The organism is Aeromonas sp., from assembly GCF_050252055.1.
GTDB classification, from domain to species: domain Bacteria; phylum Pseudomonadota; class Gammaproteobacteria; order Enterobacterales; family Aeromonadaceae; genus Aeromonas; species Aeromonas caviae.
In genome coordinates, this window is record NZ_JBFWLQ010000009.1 from 104,524 (window position 1) to 121,057 (window position 16,534).

The following is a 16,534-nucleotide window of genomic DNA, read 5'->3' on the forward strand; positions in this document are numbered from 1 at the left end:
GAAACAGGGCCGGGTGTTGCCACCCGGCCCTGTGCATGGACGCGGCGATCACCCCTTCTTGGGGATGCAGCCGCTGATGCCCGAGCCCTGCAGCTTGCGGTTGGCCGCATCGGCCGCCGCCTTGCCGTTGAAGGGGCCCACCATCACCTTGTAGACGGCGCCACCGGCCCCGTTCACCACCTGCAGGCTGGAAGAGAGCCCGGCGGTGAAGGCGATGCGCGCCTTGAGGGATTCTGCGGAATCCTGGGAGCGCAGGGCGGCACACTGCATCATGTAGCGACCGCCGTCGGCGGCTGCGGTCTGTGCAGTCTGGGTCGCCGCCTTGGCCCTGGCGGCTTCGGCACGCTCCCGCTCCAGTTCGGCGCGGATCTCCCGCTCCATCCGCTCACGCTCGGCCTTCTGGTCGATCACCTGCTCCCGGGCGCTGGCGACCGGGGCGCCGGTGGCCGGCTTGGCCGGTTGCACCGGTTGCGGCTGATAGGGCTTCACCTGACCGATGGGGGTTCCCGGCTGGGGGATGTCGGTCGCGACCGGCTTGGGCAGTGCCTCCGGTTGCAGGGTCATGGTCTCGGCGGGCGGGGGCGGCAGCACGCCCGGCTGGGGCGGCGGCTCTATGATGTCCACCTGCTTGTTCTCCAGCCGCTCGATGTAGCTCCACTTCTCCTGGGGCAGGGTATTGCCCTGTGCCTTGGGTTTGTTGGCCTTCACCTGCTCTTCGATGGTGGGGGCATCGGCGCCCTTGCCGTTGATGAGGTAGAGGAAGGCGCCGAAACCGACGACCAGGGCCCCGGCCAGCAGTGCCGGGATAACAGGAAAGCGGCGAGGGGCCGCTTTCTTGATGTTACGGCCACCCGCCCGTCGTCTCGGGCTGTTGCCGACGTAATCCCGGGTCGCCATCTATTACATGCGCTCCAGGGTGTGGATGCCCAGCACGCCCAGGCCCAGCTTGAGCACCTTGGCGGTGGCGGCGCACAGCAGCAGACGGCTCTGGCGGGTCGCTTCGTCCACGCCGTCCTTGTTGATCGGGCAGGCTTCGTAGAAGGTCATGAAGTTGCCGGAGAGCTCATACAGATAGGTACAGAGCAGGTGCGGCATCCCCTTGTCCGCCACGCCGTTGACCGCGTCGGAGAACTGGATCAGCTTCTGGGCCAGGGTCTCTTCGGCATCTTCGCTCAGGACCACCTTGCCGCTCAGGGTATCGGCATCGACGCCGGCCTTGCGGAAGATGGACTGGATACGGGTGTAGGCGTATTGCAGGTAGGGGGCGGTGTTGCCTTCAAAGGAGAGCATCAGATCCCAGTCGAAGATGTAGTCGGTGGTGCGGTTCTTGGAGAGATCCGCATACTTGACCGCGCCCATGGCGATAGCGTGCACCACCTGGGCCTTCTCTTCGGCAGAGAGGTCGCTGTTCCGGCTCTCCAGCAGGGCGCTGGCGCGCTCTTCCGCTTCGTTCAGCAGGTCAACCAGCTTGACGGTGCCGCCGGAGCGGGTCTTGTAGGGACGGCCGTCCTTGCCCAGCATCATGCCGAAGGCGTGGTGCTCGAGGGGCACGGACTCCGGCACATAGCCCGCCTTGCGGGTGATGGTCCAGGCCTGCATCAGGTGCTGGTGCTGACGGGAGTCGATGAAGTACATGACCCGGTCGGCGCCCAGGTTCTCGTAACGGTATTTGGCGCAGGCGATGTCGGTGGTGGTGTAGAGGAAACCGCCGTCGCTCTTCTGGATGATGACGCCCATGGGCTCGCCATCCTTGTTCTTGAACTCGTCCAGGAAGACCACGGTGGCCCCTTCGCTCTCGACTGCCAGCCCCTTGGCTTTCAGGTCGGCAACGATCTGCGGCAGCATGTCGTTGTACATGGACTCGCCCATGATGTCCTTGTTGGACAGGGAGATGTTCAGACGGTCGTAGTTGCGCTGGTTCTGCTCCATGGTCATGTCGACCAGCTTCTTCCACATGGTGCGGCAGTACTCATCGCCACCTTGCAGTTTCACCACGTAGTTGCGGGCGCGCTCGGCGAAGGCTTCGTCTTCGTCATAGTGACGCTTGGCCTGGGTGTAGAAGGCTTCCAGGTCCTTGAGCTCCATGTCGGAGGCGTGCTCGTTGGCCATCTTCTCCAGATAGGCGATCAGCATGCCGAACTGGGTGCCCCAGTCGCCGATGTGGTTGGCACGCACCACCTTGTGGCCCAGGAATTCGAGGGCGCGGGCGGCCACGTCACCGAGCACGGTGGAGCGGATGTGGTGCACCGCCATCTCCTTGGCCACGTTGGGGGCGGAGTAGTCCACCACCACGGTCTGCGGCGCCGGCAGCTTCACGTTGGCGTTGTCGGAGGTCACCATGGCTTCCACCTGACCGGCCAGCCAGCTCGGGTCGAAGAAGAAGTTGATGAAGCCGGGGCCGGCGATCTCGACCTTGGCGATCAGATCGGAGGCAGGCAGGTGCTCGATGATGGCAGCGGCCAGCTCGCGGGGATTCTTGCGGGCCGGTTTGGCCAGCAGCATGGCCAGGTTGGTGGCCAGGTCGCCGTGAGCCTTCTCCTTGCATCGGTCTACTTGCACCCGGGCTTCCAGGTCGGCGGGCAGGACGCCTGCGGACTTGAGATTGGCTACCGTTTGTTCAAGTAGATGATGAATATGCTCTTTCATAACTGACCACCGAGGTTGCGCGTCGAAAAGTGACTGACTGGATAAGGGCGTGAATTTTACCCGCATCGGGCCGAGAAAACTATAGGAACGGCCCGCACCCGTGGGCGTGGCGGATATTTCACTGCGTTTTCCACCACATTGCAGGATATTGATTTGGGTAAGTGGTGGTTATCCATTTCTACTGCATAACGAAACGGCTTGTCCAGGCTATTTTCCCCTGATTATGACAGGGTTATTTATACCGATTCGATCTGAATGATCCCGCTTCCCGTGGCGGTCGTATCCTTTGAGGACGCCGTTGGAGGATGATTCCCATGACACTGGTACTGTTTCCACTCTCCGCTCACCTGCTGCCGGGCGGCATCATGCCGCTGCGCATCTTCGAGCCCAGATACCAGCGCATGATCGCCGAGTCCCGGGAGCGGGAGTTCGCGCTCTGCATGCTGGACCCCCGCCAGCCCGACGCGCTGCGCAACATGTACCCCATCGCCACCCGGGTGCGCATCATCGATTTCGATCTGCTGCCCGATGGTTTGCTCGGCATCACGGTGCTCGGGGTGGAGCGGGTGCGCATCACGGATCTCTGGCAGGAAGAGGACGGTCTGCGGGTCGGCGAGGTGGAGCCCCTTCCCCCCTGGCAGAGCGGCAGGCTCCAGGCGGATCAGCACTCACTGGCCAAGGCGTTGCAGGATGTGTTCAACGACTATCCGGAGTATGCGGCCCTCTATCCGGAGCCGGACTGGGAGGATGCGAGCTGGGTCGCCCAGCGCTGGCTGGAGGTGCTGCCCATCCCGGTGGAGCAAAAGCAGTGGCTGGTGGCGGCCAAGGACAACCAGCCCACCCTCTCCCTGCTGAGCGGTCTGCTGGTCGCGAGCCATTGAATTCCCCTTCCCGGTGATCCTTTTTCCTCGCTCACCGTATTGGGGGTGAACACCACACGCGAGGGATGGCGCAATGGCATATACTGGCCAACCACAATCGGCTCCACGCAGGACATCGCCCCCCATGGACAACCCAGACGGCGACCTCACATCTTTGCTGGTCCGGGTGGCCGAGCGTGCCGACAAGGCTGCCTTCGCCACCCTGTTCCACCACTTCGCGCCGCGCATCCGCAGCTACGGGCTGCGCCACCTCGGCAGCGAAGCCAACGCCATGGAACTGGTGCAGGAGACCATGCTGCTGGTCTGGCAGAAGGCACGGCTCTATCACCCCGACAAGGGCGCCGCCACCACCTGGATCTACACAGTGATGCGCAACCAGAGCTTTGACATGCTGCGCCGCCGCCGCGCCAGCAAGGAGGAGCTCTGCGCCGAGGAGATCTGGCCGTTGCTGGAGTTCCGGGCCGAAGAGGAGCACCTGAGCGGCGGTGAAGACGCGGTGCTGACCCGCCAGATGGCCCACTATGTCGCCACGCTGCCGGAGCCGCAGCAGCAGGTGGTGCGCGGCATCTACCTGCAGGAGCTCTCCCAGCAGGAGCTGGCCGACCGGCTCGGCGTGCCCCTTGGCACCATCAAGTCCCGGCTGCGGCTGGCACTACAGAAACTGAAGGAACAAGTGGAGCAAGGCCATGATTAAGACCCATCCGACTGAACCCATGCTGCGCGCCTTCGCTGCCGACGAGCTGCCTCTGCCGCTGGCCGTCGGTGTCTCCGCCCATTGCGAGTTCTGCCCCGAGTGCGCCGCCCGGGTGAAGGAATTTGAAGAGGCGCTGGCGTGCCAGCATCTCGCCCCTGACGCGCCGGACGAGGCGCTGCCCGCCGGATTCGATGCCATGCTGGCGGGCATACTGCAACAGCCGGTGGCGACGGAGGCGGCGCTCGCCCTTCCCGAGAGCCCGAGGCCAGAGCTCAGGGTGGCGGGTCACAGTTACCGGCTGCCGCGGGCATTGGCACGGCATCATGCCCCCAGGTGGCGTCATCTCGGGGCCATCCGTCAGGTCAGCCTGCCGCTGGACGAGATGGGTGCGCGGGCCAACCTGCTCCACATCGAGGCGGGGGGGCGGATCCCCGAGCACACCCACAAGGGATATGAGCTGACCCTGCTGTTGGCGGGCACCATCGAGGATGGCGACACCCGCTATCAGGCGGGGGATTTCATCTGGCGCGACGCCAGCCACGCCCACAGCCCCCACACCCCGGACGGCTGCCTCTGCTACACGGTGCAAGATGCGCCGGTCCAGTTCACCAAGGGGCTGTCACGGCTGCTCAACGGCATCAGCCAGCACCTCTATTGAGTTGGGCTCACGGCTGCCCGGTGATCGCGGGCTGCCGCGCGACTGAGGCGGTATCACGGCATGAAAAAAGGGACCCTCGGGTCCCTTTTGTGTTGCTTGGGGGCGAAGCCCATCAGGCCACGAAGACCAGGTAGACGACGAAGGCCAGCAGGAAGCGGTAGATGGCGAAGGGGATGAAGTCGAGACGACGGATCAGCGCCAGGAAGGTCTTGATGGCGACCATGGCCACCACGAAGGCGGTGACGAAGCCCACCGCAAACATGGGGAAGTCCGCCATGGAGAGGAAATCGCGGCTCTTGTAGAGATCCAGGCCGCTGGCCGCGATCATCATGGGTACCGCCATGATGAAGGAGAATTCCGCTGCCGCGTGGCGGCTGATGCCCATCAGCATGCCGCCGCTGATGGTGGCGCCGGAGCGGGAGAAACCGGGCCAGAGTGCCAGGCACTGGAACAGGCCGATGCCGAAGGCCTGCTTGTAGCTGATGTCGTCCAGGGTCTCCGCGGTCACGGCGGGGCGGAACTTTTCGGCGATGATGAGCAGGATGCCGCCGGCCACCAGGGCATACATCACGGTTTCCGGCCCGAACAGATTGGCCTTGATCCAGCTGTGGATAGCCAGCCCGACGACCACGGCGGGCAGCATGCCGAGGATGACGTGCACCAGGGAGAGGGTCGCGTGGCCCGGGGTCGGTTTCTGACCGAAGTGAATGCCGATGAGTCCGAACAGGCGGCGCCAGAACATGACGACCACTGCCAGGATGGAGCCGAGCTGGATCACCACCTCGAAGGTGGCGGCCTTGGGTCCTTCAAACCCGAGGAGGTGGCCGACGATGATCATGTGGCCGGTGGAGGAGACGGGGAGGAACTCGGTCAGGCCTTCCACTATGCCCAGCACAAAGGCGACGAACAGGGCGTAGGATTCGGTCATGGTGCAGATCTCTTGGTTATGGGGTCTGGATAAAATCAACCCCGAACGGGTCGGGGCGGCCAATGATGGCGGAAAATCGCGCGGGCAACCAGTGAATATTGGGGATTTCAGCGCCCTGTTCCGGCCGGGAAAGGGCGCTGGCGGACCATGCAGGGCGCGGCTTGCCGCATGCTGTCAGAAGCCATGACGGCCCCGTCACGTTCTGACAGGTCAGTCACGCCAGTTGACCTCTGTTTTATGATCTCTTTGTGCTGTCAGGCCAGTATGGACAGGATTTTCTGTTGAAGATCATCGTCCAGGGGGGGCTGCCCCAGGGCGTCGACGGCGCTCGTTATCTGTTGGGGATGGCTGGCGCCGATCAGGGCGCAGCTCACCACGGGGTCGCGCAGCACCCATTGCAGTGCGAGTTGCGACAGGGACTGACCCCGTTGCAGGGCCAGTGCATGCAGGGCGCGGACGGTGGCGAGCTTCTCCTCGGTGATCTGGTCCGCCGTGAGGAAGGGGCTGGCACTGGCGGCGCGGGAATCCGCGGGAATGCCCGCCAGGTAGCGATCGCTCAGCAGCCCCCCGGCCAGGGGCGAGAAGGCGACCACCCCCATGCCGTGCTCCCGGCAGGCCGGCAGGGTGTCGGGCTCAACATCGCGCTGGAACAGGGAGTATTTGAGCTGGTTGACCAGGCAGGGGGTGCCGAGCTCCACCAGCCGGGCGGCAGCCTTGGCCGCGAGCTGGGCCGGGTAGTTGGAGAGGCCGATGTAGAGCGCCTTGCCCTGGCGCACCATCAGGGCCAGGGCCTGGCAGGTCTCCTCGAGCGGGGTGCGGGGATCCGGCCTGTGGTGATAGAAGATGTCCACGTAGTCGAGGCCCAGACGGCGCAGGCTCTGGTGCAGGCTGGCGAAGAGGTACTTGGCGCTGCCGCCATCGCCGTAGGGGCCGTCCCACATCACGTAGCCCGCCTTGCTGGCGATGATGAGCTCGTCCCGATAGGGAGCCAGGCTCCTCTTGAGCAGCGTGCCGAAGGTCAGTTCGGCAGATCCCGGCGGCGGCCCGTAGTTGTTGGCGAGATCGAAGTGGGTGATCCCCAGATCGAACGCCTGGTGCACCATGGCCTTCGCGGTGGCGGGATTGCTCCCGGCACCGAAGTTGTGCCAAAGGCCCAGACCGATGCCGGGCAGGCGCAGGCCGTGGCGGCCCGCCGGTCGGTAGAGCTGGCGCTGGTAGCGGTCGGGGGCGGCGAGGTAGTTGTCATCCATCACGGTGCGGTTCCTTGGGCTGGTGTGCAATGAGGAGCGACGGGCCCTGCGGCGGGCCTCACCCCGGCTGATTCGGCGGTGCCATCGGGGCCGCCATGACGTGGCGGCGCGCCCGGGCCCCTTCGTCTGCCCGAGCAGGGCTGTCAGGGGGCAGGAATAAAGCGATAACGGGTCTGGTGGCGATAACGCTGCCCCGGCAGCAACCAGGGATCGCCGAGGGCGGGCCGGTTCGGGCTGTCGGGCAATTGCTGGGCCTCCAGGCAGAAGCCGTCGTAATCCCGGTAGGGTCGGCCCTGACGATCCGGTGTGCCGGTCAGCCAGTTGCCGCTGTAGAACTGCAGGGAGGGCTGATTGGTGTAGACCGCCATGGCCAGCTTGCCATCCCCCGAGATCACCCGGGCGGCCCATGGCTGATTGGACCCACCAAACGGCTCATTAGCAGGCTCAAAATCGCTGTTGTTGAGCAGAAATGCGTGATCGTACCCCTTGGCCAACTGCTGCTGGGGGTGGTCCAGCCACGCCTGGCCGATGGGGCGGGGGGCGCGCAGATCGAAGGGGCCTTCCACCGGGGCGATGGCCAGCGGCAGGCTCTGGTCATCCGTGGGCAGGTAGCGGTCGGCGTCGAGGCTGATGGTGTGGTGGCGGATGTCGCCACCGCCATCCAGGTTGAAGTAGGCGTGGCTGGTGAGGCTGACCGGACTGGGGGCGTCCGTGCTGGCGCAGAAGTCGACCACCAGATCGCACTGCTCCAGCCGATACTCCAGGCTCACCCTCAGATTGCCGGGAAAGCCCTGATCCCCCGCACGGGAGAGGAGCGCCAGCTTGACCCTGTCCGCCTCCTGCTCCTTGATCTGCCAGGTGCGGCGATGGAACCCGTCGCGCCCGCCGTGCAGGCAGTTGGCCCCCTGGTTGGCGTCCAGCGTCCAGCACTGGCCTTCCCGCTCAAGGCGGGCGCCGCCGATGCGGTTGGCAAAGCGCCCCGCCACGGCACCCAGCCATACCTGCTGGGTGAGGTAGGCCTCGTCGGCGCAGCCCAGCAGCACCTCCCGCCGCTCTCCCGCCACCGGCAGGGTGAGGGAGGTGAGGGTGGCCCCGTATGCGAGACCGCGCAGCCGCAGTCCCTCCTCGTTTTCCAGCTCGAATCTCATCATGGTTTGCGGTTCCCCGTCGTGATCCCGTCGCCCCCTGCCGGCCTCGCGAGTGCCGGGCAGGGGGCGTCACCCGTTGTCAGGCGTGCGTTACAGTCTGCCGGCCCCTGCGCTGGCACGGCAGACGTAGCAGTCCGCCTTGAGGCCGAAGCGTGCCGGGTATTCCGCCTCCACCACGGCGATCACCTCGGCCACCTTCTCGGGGCGCAGCAGGGCGACCACGCAGCCGCCAAAACCGCCGCCGGTCATGCGCACACCGCCTTCGCTGCCGATCCGGGCCTTGATGATCTCCACCAGGCCGTCGATGGGGGGCACGGTGATTTCGAAGTCATCGCGCATGGCGGCGTGGGACTGGCCCATCAGCTCGCCGAGGCGCACCAGATCGCCCTGTGCCAGCGCATCGGCCGCCGCCAGAGTGCGGGCGTTCTCGCCGACCACGTGGCGGGCACGGCGATAGCAGGCCTCGTCCAGACCGGCCTTGCCCGCTTCCAGCGTGGCCAGGTCAAGATCCCGCAGGGCCTTGACCCCGTAGTGACGGGCGGCGGTTTCGCACTGCTGGCGACGGGTGTTGTATTCGCTGTCCACCAGGCCGCGGCGCACGTTGGAGTTGACGATGAGCACCGCCAGATCGGTGGGCATGGGGATGAGCCGGGTCTCCAGGGAACGGCAATCGAGCAGCAGGGCGTGATCCTGCTTGCCGCTCGCGGAGATCATCTGATCCATGATGCCGCAGTTGCAGCCGACGAACTGGTTCTCCGCCTGCTGGCCGTTGAGGGCGATTTCCGCCTGGCTGATGGCCAGTCCCTGGGCCTCCTTGAAGGCCTGGCCGATGGCCACCTCCAGGGAAGCGGAGGAGGAGAGACCCGTCCCCTGGGGCACGTTGCCGGAGACCACCAGATTGAGGCCGCGCAGGGCGTGGCCCCGTGCCTGCAGGTGTTTCACCACGCCGCGGATGTAGTCGCTCCAGCGCTGGCTGGGGTGGTGCTCGATGGGTTGATCGAGACTGAACCGGTCGCGCTGGTTGTCGTAGTCGGCGGCGATCACTTCGACCAGGTTGTCGCCGCGCAGGCCGATGGCGACGCAGGTCTCGTAGTCGATGGCGCAGGGCAGCACGAAGCCGTCGTTGTAGTCGGTGTGCTCGCCGATGAGGTTGACGCGGCCTGGAGCCCGTACCAGCAGGTCGGGTTGTTGCTCAAACTGCTCGGCAAACACGGCGCTGACGCGCTGGCTCGGGGTCATAGGGCCTCCTCGTTGGACTGGTTCTGGTCGTTGTAGTGGATGGGACTGAGGGCGCGCAGCCGTTCCGCCGCCTGTTCCGGGGTGAGATCGCGCTGGGTTTCGGCCAGCATCTCGAAGCCCACCATGAATTTGCGCACCGTGGCGGAGCGCAGCAGGGGCGGATAGAAGTGGGCGTGCAGTTGCCACGCCTCGGGGCAGTCGGAACGGGGCGGGGCGAAGTGCCAGCCCATGGAGTAGGGGAAGCTGCACTGGAACAGGTTGTCGTAGCGGCTGGTGAGCTCCTTGAGCGCGATGGCCAGGTCCTGTTGCTGTTCCCGGGTGAGATCCAGCATGGAGGGGACATGGGCCTTGGGCAGCAGCAGGGTCTCGAACGGCCAGGCTGCCCAGAAGGGCACCACCGCCAGCCAGTGGGCGGTCTCCACCACGATGCGGGAGCGATCCGTCAGCTCCCGCTCCACATAGTCCAGCAGCAGGGGACGGCCGTGTTCGGCCAGCCAGGCGCGCTGGTGCGCCTCTTCCCGGGCAATCTCGTTGGGCAGGAAGTCGCTGCCCCAGAGCTGGCCGTGAGGGTGCGGGTTGGAGCAGCCCATGACGGCGCCCTTGTTTTCAAAGACTTGGACCCATTCCCACTGGTCAGAGAGCTCGGCCACCTGGTCCATCCAGGTGGTGATCACCCCTTCGATGGCGGGCAGGGGCAGCTCGGGCAGGGTCTTGCCGTGATCCGGCGAGAAGCAGATGACCCGGCTGGTGCCCCGGGCGGCTTCCAGCTTCAGCAGGGGATCCGGCGCCGCGTCAGCGGCCGGGGTGTCCTGCATCAGGGCGGCGAAGTCGTTGGTAAAGACGAAGGTGCCCTGATAGTCGGGGTTGATATCGCCGGTCACCCGGGTGTTGCCCGCACAGAGGAAGCAGTCGGGATCATGGGCCTGGCTCGGCGCCAGGCTCACCTTCTCGACCTGGCCTTGCCAGGGGCGCTTGGCCCTGTGAGGGGAGACCAGCACGTACTGGCCGGTGAGCGGGTTGAAGCGGCGGTGGGGGTGATCAACGGGGTTGAACATCATCACTCCAGTGTGTGAGTTGAATACATCCGAAGGCGCAGGCCAGGGCCTACGCCTCGTAACCATTGGGGTTGGCGGACTGCCAGCGCCAGCTGTCGGCGCACATGGCGGCGAGATCCCGGCTGGCGTGCCAGTCCAGTTCCCGAGCGGCCTTGGCGGGATCGGCCCAGCACTCGGCGATGTCGCCGGGGCGCCGTGGCTCGATTCGGTAGGGAAGGGGCCGACCGCAGGCGGCCTCGAACGCCGCGACCATCTGCAACACGCTCTGGCCCTGGCCCGTGCCCAGGTTGTAGGCGTGGACACCGCCCCGTCCGGCGCAGTGTTCCAGAGCCTTGACGTGCCCTTCGGCGAGATCCATCACATGGATGTAGTCGCGCACCCCGGTGCCGTCGACGGTTGGGTAATCGTTACCAAAGACCGAGAGGCAGTCGCGCCTGCCGATGGCGACCTGGGTCAAAAACGGCATCAGATTGTTGGGGATGCCCTGGGGATCCTCCCCCAGAGTGCCGGACTCGTGGGCGCCGACGGGGTTGAAATAGCGCAGCAGGGTCATGCTCCAGTGGGGCTCGGCCCGCTGCAGATCCTCGAGGATCTCCTCGATGATCAGCTTGGATCGGCCATAGGGGTTGGTGGCGCTGCGGGGGAAATCCTCCCGGATCGGGGTGCTGGCGGGATCGCCGTAGACGGTGGCCGACGAGCTGAACACCAGATTGCGTACCCCGGCCCGTTTCATCGCCTGCAGCAATACCAGGGTGCCGCTCAGGTTGTTCTCGTAGTAGTCCAGCGGGATGCGGGTCGACTCGCCGACCGCCTTGAGGGCGGCGAAGTGGATCACGGCGTCGATGTGCTGCTCGCTGAAGATGCGATCCAGCAGGGCCGGGTCACGGATGTCCCCTTCGTAGAAGCGGGGCTCGCGCCCGCTGATGGCGGCGACACGGGTCAGGACGCCCGCCTTGCTGTTGCAGAGGTTGTCCACCACCACGGGCTCCATGCCTGCGGCCTGCAAGGCCAGACAGGTGTGGCTGCCGATGTAGCCGCAACCGCCGGTGACCAGTACTTTCATCCGTTGTTCCACCCTCAACTCCTCGCATCAGGAAAGCCTGAGCAGGAGTCTAGCCGAGGGGCTGACGGGCAAACTGTGAGCTGCTTAACAAATATGTGTAAACGATTACACTTGTTTTCATCGACCAATGTGGCAAGTTCTGATTTTTCCCCCTGTTATCAGTGACATTGAACGGTATAATGCGGCCAGTTGCAGCGTGAAATAAGTGAAAACAGCATGAGCACCATCAAGGATGTCGCCCGTTTGGCCAATGTGTCAGTGGCAACGGTTTCACGGGTGATGAACAACTCACCCAAGGCCAGTGCCGCCTCCCGCGAGGTGGTGCTGAAGGCCATGGCCGAGCTGGGCTATACCCCCAACGCCAACGCGCGGGCCCTGGTCAGCCAGACCTGTGACACCATGGGAGTGGTGGTGGGCGACGTGGCGGATCCCTTCTTCGGCGCCCTGGTCAAAGGGGTTGCGGCAGTGGCGGTGGAGCAGGGCTTGCACCTGTTGATGGGTAATGGTTTTCACCGCGCCCAGCAGGAGCGGGAGGCCATCGAGCTGCTCATCGGCAAACGCTGCGAGGCACTGGTGGTGCACAGCAAGGCGCTCGGCGACGAGGAGCTGGTCGACTACGCCCTGCGTGCCCCCGGCATGGTGCTGATCAACCGCGACATTCCGAGTCTGAGGGGACGCTGCATCGCTCTCAACAACCGCCAGGGTGCGGCGACCGCCACCCGTCATCTGCTGGATCTCGGCCACCGCCATATCGCCTTCCTGAGCTCGGATCACGCCATCGAGGATGCGCTGTTGCGCCACCAGGGCTATCAGGATGCCCTGGCTGAGGCGGAGGTCTTCGCCGATCCCGAGCTGGTGGAGAGCGGCATGCCCAATGAAGAGGGGGGCGAGCGCGCCATGCTCAACCTGCTGGCCAAGGGGTTGCCCATCACAGCGGTGGTGGCCTACAACGACGCCATGGCGGCAGGGGCCATCTCTGTGCTGGCGGACAACGGCCTCAAGGTGCCGGAAGAGGTGTCGGTGGTGGGCTTCGATGACATCATCTACGCCAGATACCTGAGACCCAAGCTCTCCACCATGCGCTATCCCATCGAGCTGATGGCGGCCCAGGCGGCCAAGCTGGCGCTGCAACTCGCCGCAGGGGAGAGCGAATCGGTGCAGAGCCGCATCTATACCCCCACCCTGATCAACCGCCATTCGGTCGCTCCCGTCAGGTCCTGATCGCAGCGCTTGCGCCCCCGTCGGCGCAAGCGCTGCACCTGGCGAACCCGTACTGCAGCATATAAAGCACCCCCATAGCTCAGACGATAGATAGCTCAGACCATGGATAGCTGAGAGCATGGCTAGCGCAGACCACAGAGGGTTGCCTGAGGAGTGACAACCGTCCCCTCACGCTCCCTGCCTGCCGAACTCGGCAGCTCTTCCCGCTCGTCTGTCACGAGCCCCTCTCCCCCGGCCTGCCGAGCCTCACTTCCGGCCAGATCCTGCCAGACGCCCATCATGGCTTTTCTCTGCGCCGGGCAGGGGCGATCGTGGCCTCTGCGCGCTCCTTCGAGAGGCCGGGCTGCGTGCCCGGAACCGGGTTGAGGCGCTCCAGCACCTGATGAGGCGAGGGGGGCGCGATGTCGGGTCTTTGCCATGGCTTGCTCCGCTGGTTCGGCCATTGCCTCCCGGTTTCACACTCCCGGGCATCTTTTGCCCTTCCTAAGGTCCGCTTTTCCCCCCTTGGGGTCATTTACCCGGATTTATCCGATTTTTACTCCGTTTTACTTAACAAAACGAGTGTAATCGTTTACATCTGTGTGAGCGGGATCGCCGATCACCGGGCAAAACTCTCCTACACTGCAGTGGTTTTCAGCGTGAATGCAGGGAGAAGTGAAGCATGCTCAGGGAGATAGTGGCCCGTCAGGATTGGCAGACCCAGGGGATCACCGCCGTGAACCGGTTGCCAGCCCATACCCCCTTGTCCAGTTGGCGCAGTGAAGGGGAAGCCAGGATGGGGGGGCTGTCACCTTCCCGCCTGTTGCTGGACGGCGAGTGGCAGTTCTCCTGGTTCGAGGCCCCGGAGCGGGTGCCGGAGCTGTGGCTGGTGGAGGATCTGCCGGATGCCTGCCCCATCAAGGTGCCGGGCAACTGGCAACTGGCTGCGGCCTATCCGGGGGCGCGGCCCGTCACGGATGTGCCCATCTACACCAACATCAAATACCCCTTTCCCTGCGACCCGCCCCGGGTGCCTGCCGAGAATCCCACCGGTTGCTACTCCCGCGAGTTCACGGTTGCTGCGGACTGGCTGGCCGAGGGGCAGACCCGGATCATCTTCGACGGGGTGGACAGCGCGTTTCACCTCTTCTGCAACGGCCGCTGGGTCGGTTACTCCCAGGACAGCCGGCTGCCGGCGGAATTCGATCTGACCCCCTTCCTTCAGGCCGGGACCAACCGCCTCGCCGTCCTGGTGCTGCGCTGGTCTGACGGCTCCTATCTGGAAGATCAGGACATGTGGCGCATGAGCGGCATCTTCCGCTCCGTCAGCCTGCTGCACAAACCGGCCCGTCATCTGATGGATATCCGGGTGACGCCCGAGCTCGACGCCTGCTACCGGGATGCCCGCCTCAAGGTTGAATTGCAGGCGGCCAACGGAGCCGGTCTGTCGGTGGAGGCCAACCTCTATGATGGCGACGAGCGGGTCGCGACCCTGCGCCAGCGGATCGGCACCCTGGCCATCGACGAGAAAGGGGTGTATGACGATCGCGCCGAGCTGTGGCTGACGGTAACGGCGCCACACAAGTGGAGCGCCGAGACCCCGTACCTCTATCGCCTCACCCTGACCCTGCTGGACGAGCAGGGAAGCGCTCTCGAGAGCGAGGCCCATGACGTGGGCTTTCGGGCGGTGGAGATCCGTGGCGGCCTGCTGCGGGTCAACGGCCAGCCCCTGCTGATTCGTGGTGCCAATCGCCATGAACACCATCCCGCCACGGGTCACGTGGTGACCCCGGCCGACATGGAGCAGGATCTGCTGCTGATGAAGCGGCACAACTTCAACGCGGTGCGCTGCTCCCACTATCCCAATCACCCCGAGCTCTATCGCCTGTGCGACCGGCTCGGCCTCTATGTGGTGGACGAGGCGAACCTGGAGACCCACGGCATGACCCCCATGGGGCGGCTGGCGCGGGATCCCGCCTGGAGCAACGCCTTCCTGGAGCGGGTCACCCGCATGGTGGCCAGGGACTTCAACCACCCCTGCATCATCATCTGGTCCCTGGGGAACGAATCCGGTTATGGTCCGGCCCACGACGCCATGTATCGCTGGGTGAAGGGGGCGGATCCCAGCCGCCCGGTGCAGTACGAAGGGGGCGGGGCCGACACCCCGGCCACCGACATCATCTGCCCCATGTATGCCCGTACCCACCAGGATCAACCCTTCCCGGCGGTGCCCAAGTGGGCGCTGGCCAAGTGGATCGGCCTGCCGGAAGAGACCCGGCCGCTGATCCTGTGCGAATACGCCCACGCCATGGGCAACAGCCTGGGGGGCTATGCCCATTACTGGCAGGCATTTCGCGATCATCCGCGGCTGCAGGGTGGGTTTGTCTGGGACTGGGTCGATCAGGGGCTGGACAAGCAGACCGACGATGGCCGCCATTTCTGGGCCTATGGTGGCGACTTCGGCGACACTCCCAACGATCGCCAGTTCTGCTGCAACGGCCTGCTGTTCCCCGATCGCACCCCCCATCCCTCCTTGTTTGAAGCCCGGCGTGCCCAGCAGCCCTTCGTTCTGACCCTGCAGGGTCGCCAGCCGCTGACGGTGGAGATCCGCAGCGAATACCTATTCCGCGAGACGGACAACGAACGCCTGCTGTGGCGTCTGTGTGAAGACGGCGTGGTGGTGAGCCAGGGTGAATGCCCGCTCGAGCTGGCCCCCCGGGGGAGCGTGACGCTGACCCTGCTGGAGCAACTGCCGGCCTTTGCGCCGGGGGCGCTCGCCTGGCTGGATCTCGCCATCGTGCAGCCCACCGCCACGGCCTGGGCCGGAGCGGGTCACGAGGTGGCTCGCCAGCAATGCCTGTTGCCCGCGCCCCTGGCGCTGCCGTCGGCCTGCCCGGCGGTCAGCCTGACCGAGCAGCGCGATCACTGGGTGCTTGGCGCCGCAGATTCCCTGTGGCAGCTCGACAAGGCCAGTGGTCGCATCGTCAGCTGGCAGAAGCAGGGCCGCGAGCGGCTGCGCGACGCCATCGCCGATCACTTCTATCGGGCGCCGCTCGACAACGATATCGGCACCAGCGAGGCGGATCACGCCGATCCCAACGCCTGGATTGCCCGCTGGCAGGAGGCCGGACTCAATGATCTGCAGCACCGCTGTCTCGGCCTGGAGGCGAGTCCGGAGCTGGGTCTCATCACGGCGCACCACGGCTACTTCGTGGCTGACGAGCCGAAGATCCTGACCCGCTGGCATCACAGGGTGGACGGGGAGGGCGCCATGCACCTCGCCATCGAGGTGGAGGTGGCCGCCGACATGCCCTCCCTGCCGCGCATCGGTGCCCGGCTCTGGCTGGCCGATGAACCGGCCGAAGGTGCCCCGGTGAGCTGGCTGGGGCTTGGCCCCCACGAGAATTACCCGGATCGCCGGCTCGCCGCTGATCTCGGTCGCTGGCAATTGCCCATCGAGGCGTTGCACACCCCTTATGTCTTCCCGACCGACAACGGGCTGCGCTGCGATACCCGCGCACTGCAACTGGGGGATCTGGCGGTGGAGGGGCGCTTCCACTTCAGCGTCAGCCGCTACAGTCAGCAGCAGCTGACCGAAGCCCGTCACCAGACCGATCTGGTGGCTCTGGGGGGCACGCACCTGTGCCTCGATGGCTTCCACATGGGGGTGGGAGGCGACGACTCCTGGAGCCAGAGCGTGCGGCCCGAGTTCTGGCTGTTGCCGGGGCGTTATCACTGGCACTGCCGTCTGAGCTAGCCGGACCCGCCGTCG

The 16,534-nt window shown here is 65.4% G+C and carries 13 protein-coding genes; 5 read left to right on the forward strand and 8 right to left on the reverse strand.

Annotated elements, in window-relative coordinates; all coding sequences use genetic code 11:
- Positions 1–48: 48 nt before the first annotated feature.
- Together AB7E19_RS16280 and argS are read right to left on the reverse strand one after the other, a co-directional pair.
- Positions 49–897, reverse strand: a complete 849-nt coding sequence (locus AB7E19_RS16280; protein ID WP_052815344.1) for an SPOR domain-containing protein — start codon at positions 895–897, stop codon at positions 49–51.
- Positions 898–900: 3 nt separating this feature from the next.
- Positions 901–2,646 carry an arginine--tRNA ligase gene (gene argS / locus AB7E19_RS16285; RefSeq protein WP_010676028.1) on the reverse strand — a complete coding sequence of 582 codons (1,746 nt, stop codon included), beginning with the start codon at positions 2,644–2,646 and terminating at the stop codon, positions 901–903.
- 314 nt (positions 2,647–2,960) lie between these two features.
- Here argS and AB7E19_RS16290 point away from each other — a divergent pair, with 314 nt between their 5' ends.
- From AB7E19_RS16290 to AB7E19_RS16300, 3 genes are all read left to right on the forward strand, one after another.
- Positions 2,961–3,527, forward strand: a complete 567-nt coding sequence (locus tag AB7E19_RS16290; protein WP_010676027.1) for an LON peptidase substrate-binding domain-containing protein — start codon at positions 2,961–2,963, stop codon at positions 3,525–3,527.
- A 124-nt stretch (positions 3,528–3,651) separates the two neighbouring features.
- On the forward strand, positions 3,652–4,221 hold the full coding sequence (locus AB7E19_RS16295; protein ID WP_010676026.1) for a sigma-70 family RNA polymerase sigma factor: 570 nt from the start codon (positions 3,652–3,654) through the stop codon (positions 4,219–4,221).
- A complete protein-coding gene (locus tag AB7E19_RS16300; RefSeq protein ID WP_223932326.1) occupies positions 4,214–4,879 on the forward strand; it encodes a ChrR family anti-sigma-E factor in 666 nt (221 codons plus the stop codon). Before AB7E19_RS16295 ends, AB7E19_RS16300 begins: the two co-directional genes overlap by 8 nt.
- A 112-nt stretch (positions 4,880–4,991) precedes the next feature.
- Here AB7E19_RS16300 and bacA read toward each other — a convergent pair whose 3' ends face one another.
- From bacA to galE, 6 genes are all read right to left on the reverse strand, one after another.
- On the reverse strand, positions 4,992–5,807 hold the full coding sequence (bacA, locus tag AB7E19_RS16305) for an undecaprenyl-diphosphate phosphatase (RefSeq protein WP_010676024.1): 816 nt from the start codon (positions 5,805–5,807) through the stop codon (positions 4,992–4,994).
- A gap of 254 nt (positions 5,808–6,061) precedes the next feature.
- Positions 6,062–7,057, reverse strand: coding sequence for an aldo/keto reductase (locus AB7E19_RS16310; protein ID WP_263309478.1), 996 nt, complete (start codon positions 7,055–7,057; stop codon positions 6,062–6,064).
- 143 nt (positions 7,058–7,200) lie between these two features.
- Positions 7,201–8,268 carry a galactose-1-epimerase gene (locus AB7E19_RS16315; protein ID WP_263309479.1) on the reverse strand — a complete coding sequence of 356 codons (1,068 nt, stop codon included), beginning with the start codon at positions 8,266–8,268 and terminating at the stop codon, positions 7,201–7,203.
- A 27-nt stretch (positions 8,269–8,295) separates the two neighbouring features.
- A complete protein-coding gene (galK, locus tag AB7E19_RS16320; protein ID WP_042882341.1) occupies positions 8,296–9,444 on the reverse strand; it encodes a galactokinase in 1,149 nt (382 codons plus the stop codon).
- Positions 9,441–10,499, reverse strand: a complete 1,059-nt coding sequence (locus AB7E19_RS16325; protein ID WP_161470379.1) for a UDP-glucose--hexose-1-phosphate uridylyltransferase — start codon at positions 10,497–10,499, stop codon at positions 9,441–9,443. The genes galK and AB7E19_RS16325 overlap by 4 nt, the downstream gene beginning before the upstream one ends.
- A 49-nt stretch (positions 10,500–10,548) precedes the next feature.
- Positions 10,549–11,562: a UDP-glucose 4-epimerase GalE gene (gene galE / locus AB7E19_RS16330; RefSeq protein WP_042864774.1), complete on the reverse strand. Its 1,014-nt coding sequence runs from the start codon at positions 11,560–11,562 to the stop codon at positions 10,549–10,551.
- Between the two features lie 216 nt (positions 11,563–11,778).
- Between galE and AB7E19_RS16335 the strand changes: the two genes are divergently transcribed.
- Both AB7E19_RS16335 and AB7E19_RS16340 read left to right on the forward strand, forming a co-directional pair.
- The gene (locus AB7E19_RS16335) at positions 11,779–12,783 is read left to right on the forward strand and encodes a substrate-binding domain-containing protein (protein ID WP_010676018.1); all 1,005 of its coding nucleotides are present in this window, start codon (positions 11,779–11,781) and stop codon (positions 12,781–12,783) included.
- A gap of 661 nt (positions 12,784–13,444) precedes the next feature.
- The gene (locus AB7E19_RS16340; protein WP_322131933.1) at positions 13,445–16,519 is read left to right on the forward strand and encodes a beta-galactosidase; all 3,075 of its coding nucleotides are present in this window, start codon (positions 13,445–13,447) and stop codon (positions 16,517–16,519) included.
- The last annotated feature ends 15 nt before the right edge of the window (positions 16,520–16,534 follow it).